General features: G+C 32.0%; 5 protein-coding genes. 4 read left to right on the plus strand and 1 reads right to left on the minus strand.

Going from position 1 to position 6,072, the window contains the following annotated elements; all coding sequences use genetic code 11:
* Positions 1 to 353: 353 nt before the first annotated feature.
* From Cyrtocomes_RS04850 to Cyrtocomes_RS04865, 4 genes are all read left to right on the plus strand, one after another.
* Positions 354 to 770: a hypothetical protein gene (locus tag Cyrtocomes_RS04850; RefSeq protein WP_322498068.1), complete on the plus strand. Its 417-nt coding sequence runs from the start codon at positions 354 to 356 to the stop codon at positions 768 to 770.
* Positions 771 to 810: 40 nt separating this feature from the next.
* Positions 811 to 2,586 carry a P-loop domain-containing protein gene (locus Cyrtocomes_RS04855; protein WP_322498069.1) on the plus strand — a complete coding sequence of 592 codons (1,776 nt, stop codon included), beginning with the start codon at positions 811 to 813 and terminating at the stop codon, positions 2,584 to 2,586.
* A 36-nt stretch (positions 2,587 to 2,622) separates the two neighbouring features.
* Positions 2,623 to 4,419 carry a hypothetical protein gene (locus Cyrtocomes_RS04860; protein ID WP_322498070.1) on the plus strand — a complete coding sequence of 599 codons (1,797 nt, stop codon included), beginning with the start codon at positions 2,623 to 2,625 and terminating at the stop codon, positions 4,417 to 4,419.
* A 94-nt stretch (positions 4,420 to 4,513) separates the two neighbouring features.
* Positions 4,514 to 5,398, plus strand: a complete 885-nt coding sequence (locus Cyrtocomes_RS04865) for an Rpn family recombination-promoting nuclease/putative transposase (RefSeq protein ID WP_322498071.1) — start codon at positions 4,514 to 4,516, stop codon at positions 5,396 to 5,398.
* 152 nt (positions 5,399 to 5,550) lie between these two features.
* On the opposite strand, the gene Cyrtocomes_RS04870 is transcribed toward Cyrtocomes_RS04865, so the two are convergent.
* A complete protein-coding gene (locus tag Cyrtocomes_RS04870) occupies positions 5,551 to 5,691 on the minus strand; it encodes a hypothetical protein (RefSeq protein WP_322498072.1) in 141 nt (46 codons plus the stop codon).
* Positions 5,692 to 6,072: the final 381 nt, after the last annotated feature.

Raw genomic sequence — 6,072 nt, forward strand, 5'->3', positions numbered from 1 at the left:
GAAACAACCTTTTATCCATCTAAATACCATATTTATCGCCTCCAATATAATATTGCATCTTTTCCATTATTTGGCAAAACCTTTGTTAACAGTGCCTAAAGAAATACGATAATATCAAAAAGCAGGAGCTGCAGTACCTGCGCGAGCATCTTTTAGTTAGTCAACATAGAACTTTTGATGAGGCTATTAATCAATTATTCAGCCATGATTTTTGGTTAAGAGATGAAAGCGGTGATAAAGGCGAAGAGACTGATTGTTATACCCAAGTAAAAAATGAGATCAATGTACACGCTCTTACTATATTAAATATACTAGACTTTATACGTAGCAATTTTCATATTAATGAAGGCAATTTGGGCAAATATATTTTATCTCAAAAAGAAAATTTTCCTAAAGGGAGGAAAGATTTATATGAGTTAGCCATCAAACACTTTTTACAACGAGATTTCATTTCATCTGTACATATTGGTATTGCTCAATTAGAATTTTTATTGCGTGACTATATTTGCAGAAAAGGTCGTGTTGATAAAAAAATCACGAAGAACCTAAGGGACCTACATGGTATTATATCAATGATAGAGAAAGAAAAATACCTAGAAGAAAGTAAGCGTTTTACGATTAAATATCTTTTTGTGGGATTAAAAATAAGAAATAAGCTTTACCATGGTCAAGTCACGGATGAGCAATTTCAGAAAGATAATTCACTTACTAATCACTATGTATACATATGCTGGGTAATTATTGTTTTTTTGCAAAAAACAATAGGCTGAAGTTCATTTAATGGGGGTGAATGTTTTAGGGTGGATTCAATTGTCAACTAATACAAAAAGCAAGAAACATAACCCTACATCTGGATTCAGGAAGGGTTATAGTTATCAAACTTTATGTGCCGCAGAATTGTGTTATAAATTGCTGTCTCAGCCAGGAGATTACCAATCTATTATTGTAGAATATCAAAATGATGATCAAAATCATAATTTTAAATTTGATGATATCGTTTTGATAAAAACAGATTCGGAAAAGATTGGATATCAATGCAAGTATAGCGAAAAGACATGGGGTAAAACGGAATTTTCAAAACTAATAAAAATATTATCTGGTTCACGTGAGTCTCAAGATTACAATGAGTTCAGTGAATTTTATCTGCAGACTAATAGAGTGCTAGTAGAAGAATATAAAAACAAGTACGATCCAACGACCCAGCGATTTAAGGATATAGAATTAGATGGTGCATCTGAAGAGTTTTGGAATAAAGTAAGATTTATTTTTGAAAATACCTATCTGGAGGAAAAAGAAGAGAGTGTAAAACAGTTGTTTTATAAACTTAAATGCACTGAAGATGGTATCAATAGCTTGCTATTAAATCTTAGAAAGGAAGAAGAGAAAAAATATACAGCTAAAATTAATATTGAAAAACTTAAGAAGTGGCTACAGTATTACGATCCGCGTACATTAAAGCAAGATTTTGAAATACCCCAAGATTTTCAATATTTTGATCGCGATATTCATGAAAAATTAATCAAAGAGTTATTGGAAAGTAGCTGTAGTACGAAGGTGATAATTGGCTCGCCAGGGGTAGGGAAATCTACTTATATTGCAAAATTATACGAAGATCTTAAGAAGAATAAAAAGGTATGCTCCATAAAACATCACTATTATATTAATAATAGTGATAATGATCTATACTATAGACTTGATTGCGATAGGATCATCGAAGGATTTAAAGCCAATCTTACGCAAGATTATAAGCATCTTTTAGGAGAGAAAGCTAATCAAAACTTAGAAAATATTTCATGTGAAGAATTGATAGATGAATTAAGTAAAAATTTACAAAATGATTCAACATTTATTATCATAATAGATGGATTGGATCACTGTAGCAAACATGGTAAATCTGAAGAATTAAAGAGTTTTCTTGGAAAAATATATTTTCCCAAGAGGAATGTGCGGTATATATTCGCAACACAACCTCAAATTTTAGATGATCTTAGTATACAAAGCTGCGATAGAATAGAAATGAATGGATTATCAGAAAATGCTATTTATTCAATAATTAATCAAAATTCTATAAAGTTGTTGTTTCCGGAGGATAAATATGAAAAAGATCAAATATTGAAAGAGCTCTTTATGAGATGCGAGGGGAATATACTGTATTTACGATATATTCTTGGATATTTAAAAAATAATACAGATGAGAAAATAAACATAGAGTTATTAAATAAATTATTAGAAAATTTTCCTCTGTGCGAAGGGGATCTGAATAAGTATTACAATCTCGTTTGGAAAGATCTCATTTGGAAAGAAAATACCGATATCATAAAGCGCATACTCGCCATTGCTACTATTTTCTGGCGCTTCCAATGTTTTTATACAAGAGAACAGCTTGTTCGTTGTGTTTCAAATTCTACCACAGAGAATTGGTTAAATTTTCAAAAATTTGAGCATCTCTTAAAGTACCATAAAAATCACACAATATTTTTTCACAGTAGTTTTCCTGAATTTATCTACAATTTAAAATGCTATAAAGATAATGTACTTAATGTAAAAAAGAATATTTTCAATTGGTTAGAATGTACAAAATTGTAAGAAGATCAATATATCAAATGGTTTCTCATAGATCAATTGAAGTATTCGATAAGTGGTGAGATAGACTTGACTATTATTAACGATATCAAAGAATGGTTTATAGAAGCGATATCATGTGGAAGGAATATTCGTTGTATAAAAATGTTGATGCGGTTTTATAAAAAAATACTAACAAAACATAAACTGCTAGTATTGAATAAGGAGCATCCAGAGCTGGTGAAGCAATATAAGGGGCTTGAGATAGAAGAGTCTCAGTTTGATACTCTTTATAGTATAGAAAGGGGAGTGCATTTTGCGCGTCCTATAAAAAATTTAGGAATGAGTTGCAAAGATTTTTCCAAACTTTACTTTGACTTAAAGCACAACATATGGACAGTATATGATAAAAATCTAGAGGTTATATTATCTATCAATCCAGAAGCTTTAAGCACACTTGTTTTAAAAGAGTTATCTTATCGCGCCTTAGAAGAAGTTGTAAGATTTGCAAAAAAGAACGATCGATTTGAAGAAATAAATGATGAGGTTTTTAATATCGTCTCTGAGGGGATTGAAAGAAGCAAAGTTACTTTAGAAAAGAGCAGTATATACCCTCCATACTACAATTCCCTCATTAATATGACTGCTTATTATGATCAATTTAGTATAAAAGATGATATATATCCACTGATCAAACGACCAGAGGTCGGTAGCGGTCAAGTCTCGTGTTATCGTCTTATACATGATTATGTTAACTCATTGCTACAACTTGGCAAAAAAGACTCTATACGAAAACTATTAGACGTTGCCAAAACAGGATACGAGCAAAAAACAATCTTAGCGATGTGTATAATAGATGATTTTAAGTACAATACCAAAAGTTTTCTAGATATTATTAGCACACTGAAAAATCGCACTCATATAGAAGAGGTATACCTACTACTGCACACCAGTAAGTGCGAAGATAAGGATTTCTCACATTTTTTTGGAACACCTAAAAGACTTAACGATAGGGAGTCTTTTATAGAAGCTGAACAACAAAAATGGGATGACGATCAAGGAATGTTTTCAATACCAGATGATTTCTTCATAATTATACTACAATTATGGAACCATAAAGACCCATATCCAATGAAAACAAGCTATCCAATAGTTCCAGATGCTCAATATAATTTTTTAATAGAGATTGCAAAATTAGTTATTGATTCGATTAATAAAGCACAGGCTATAGATTATTATAAGGTACTAGATATTTTAAATAATTTTATAGAAAATATTGAGAATATTTATAAAGGAAGCTTTCCGGAGGAAACGAGAAAGTCACAATTGTGTGAAATAGAGTATGAGAAATTTCAAAAATCAGCAAACAAGATTTCTATTCATATAGAATCGTGGAAAGCAAGGCGTGGAAAAAAAGAGATGGAAGATCAAGTTAAATGGGATATTAGAAAAAGTGCGGCAAAAAATATCTGTAGCCAAATTTTTATATACATAATTCTATTTAAAATGTGCCTAAATCAGGCTATCACAATTCAAGAAAAAGAACATGAATACATCAATAAGATTATGAATACACAATCTCTTATAGCAATTGTAGATCTGCAAAGTATATTGCGTAAGGAAATTCTCAATACTTCTATATTAAAAAAAATAGTAGAAGAAAGAAGTCGGCAATATAAAGAACGAGACGAAAAAATAGAGCAATATAGGGATTTTTGTTTGAAATTATCTTTAAAAGATCCAGCGAAATATATTTTACTGGCAGATTTATCAATGAAAATTGATAATAACAAAGACGACGCAATCGCATTATTAAGGAATGCAATGAATGAATTTGTAAAAGATCTTAGATGTTAGTTCAAGCAAAAAGTACATAAGGATTTTACACCCCCTCTACTCATAGTATTTTTGGATTCTTATGCTATAATGTTATCAACACTACCAAAATTATGTGAATAGAGAAGATATGGCTAGTAGATACCTAGATGTAACGAATGACTTAGCTTTCAAGAAGGTATTTTCAGACAAGGATATCATGAAAGACTTCCTCAATAGCATATTACATTTATCCAATGGCTCTGCGATAACGGAGATAGAGTTTATACCCACAGAAGAAGTACCTGATCTTGGGCAGAATAAGAGAAGTATATTCGATTTGAAGTGCAGAGATCAGGATGGCAATTGGTTTGTAGTTGAGATGCAAAATAGAAAACAGGAACATTTTCTAGAAAGGGTGCAGTTTTACGCTTCCCATACCTATGTTGCGCAACTTCCAAAAGGAAAAAGCCATAAAGGATTGATGCCTGTAATACTAATTGCAATTAGCAAAGAAAATCTGTTTCCAGATGAGATCGGCTGCGTTAGCTACCACAAAACAAAAGAAGATCAAACTAATAAACAACACCTATTTGCACTATCTTATGTATTCATCGAATTAGGCAAGTTTAATAAAACAGCGCAAGAGCTATATAGTACAGAAGATTACTGGTTATATTTCTTGGCCGAATCAGAGGAGATAAAACAGCCCCCTTCCAGCATAAAGGATCATTGGGTATTGAAGGCGTATGAAACTATCGAGAGATTCAACTGGAATGATATAGAATACGATGGGTATATTAGGGCTAAACTACTGGCCGAGGCAGAAGAAATGACATTGCAGGACAATCTGCAAAAAGCTACGATGAAAGGTATAGAAAGGGGAAGAGAAGAGGGTATAGAACAAGGCAGAAATGCAGAGAAGCTAATAATAGCCAAGAACTTACTATCCCTTGGAATTGATAAGAAGAAGATCTCAGAATCTACAGGATTATCTCTAAAGGAGATAGAGGGGCTTTAAAGTGTCGGCATATCAGGTTAAGTGGAATGTATTAGTCAAGATTTAATCTTACAGACAGTACAAATAATACATTTTATACTCAATTCTAACCACTTCTATGGAAAGTCTGAGAGGAGAGACGCGCTGCTTGATGAAGAATTATGTTTCATAGACTATTTATCAAAAGTTTTTTTATAATTTTCTATAGCATCTTCAATTGCTATAGAGAGCCTCATTGAATCTTGGAACTGGCCATTACTCGTTGGGTAATTGAGAAAACCTAAATTTATTGCGGCGTTCAATCGAAGTTCCACAGGCAAAGGCTCATTCTTAGCAACACTTGAAAAATATTCTACTGACGATTTTAGATATTCATCGGGTTCTGGATAATGATTCTTTTTTAGATAATCTAAAGCGAGATTACTACAGTGCTCTCGAAACTCATATTTGTATAGAATCCAAGATCACGCAGTGTTTTTAACCCATATCAAGAAGTAAACAATCTGCAATCCTATCAGAACAATAAAAAAGACTGATAGATAATCTTCTTTATCATTTATGGCAATCATTATGGCGATTAGGCACTGTTAACAAAGGTTGTATTTAATAGATGCTAAAGCTATAAAGGCAAGGAAAGAGAGATCGGATTTCTCAAATCGTAATGCTAAGCGTCGATTTTCTTTGAGTTTAGCGAA

This window comes from Candidatus Cyrtobacter comes (assembly GCF_034470605.1).
GTDB classification, from domain to species: domain Bacteria; phylum Pseudomonadota; class Alphaproteobacteria; order Rickettsiales; family Midichloriaceae; genus Cyrtobacter; species Cyrtobacter comes.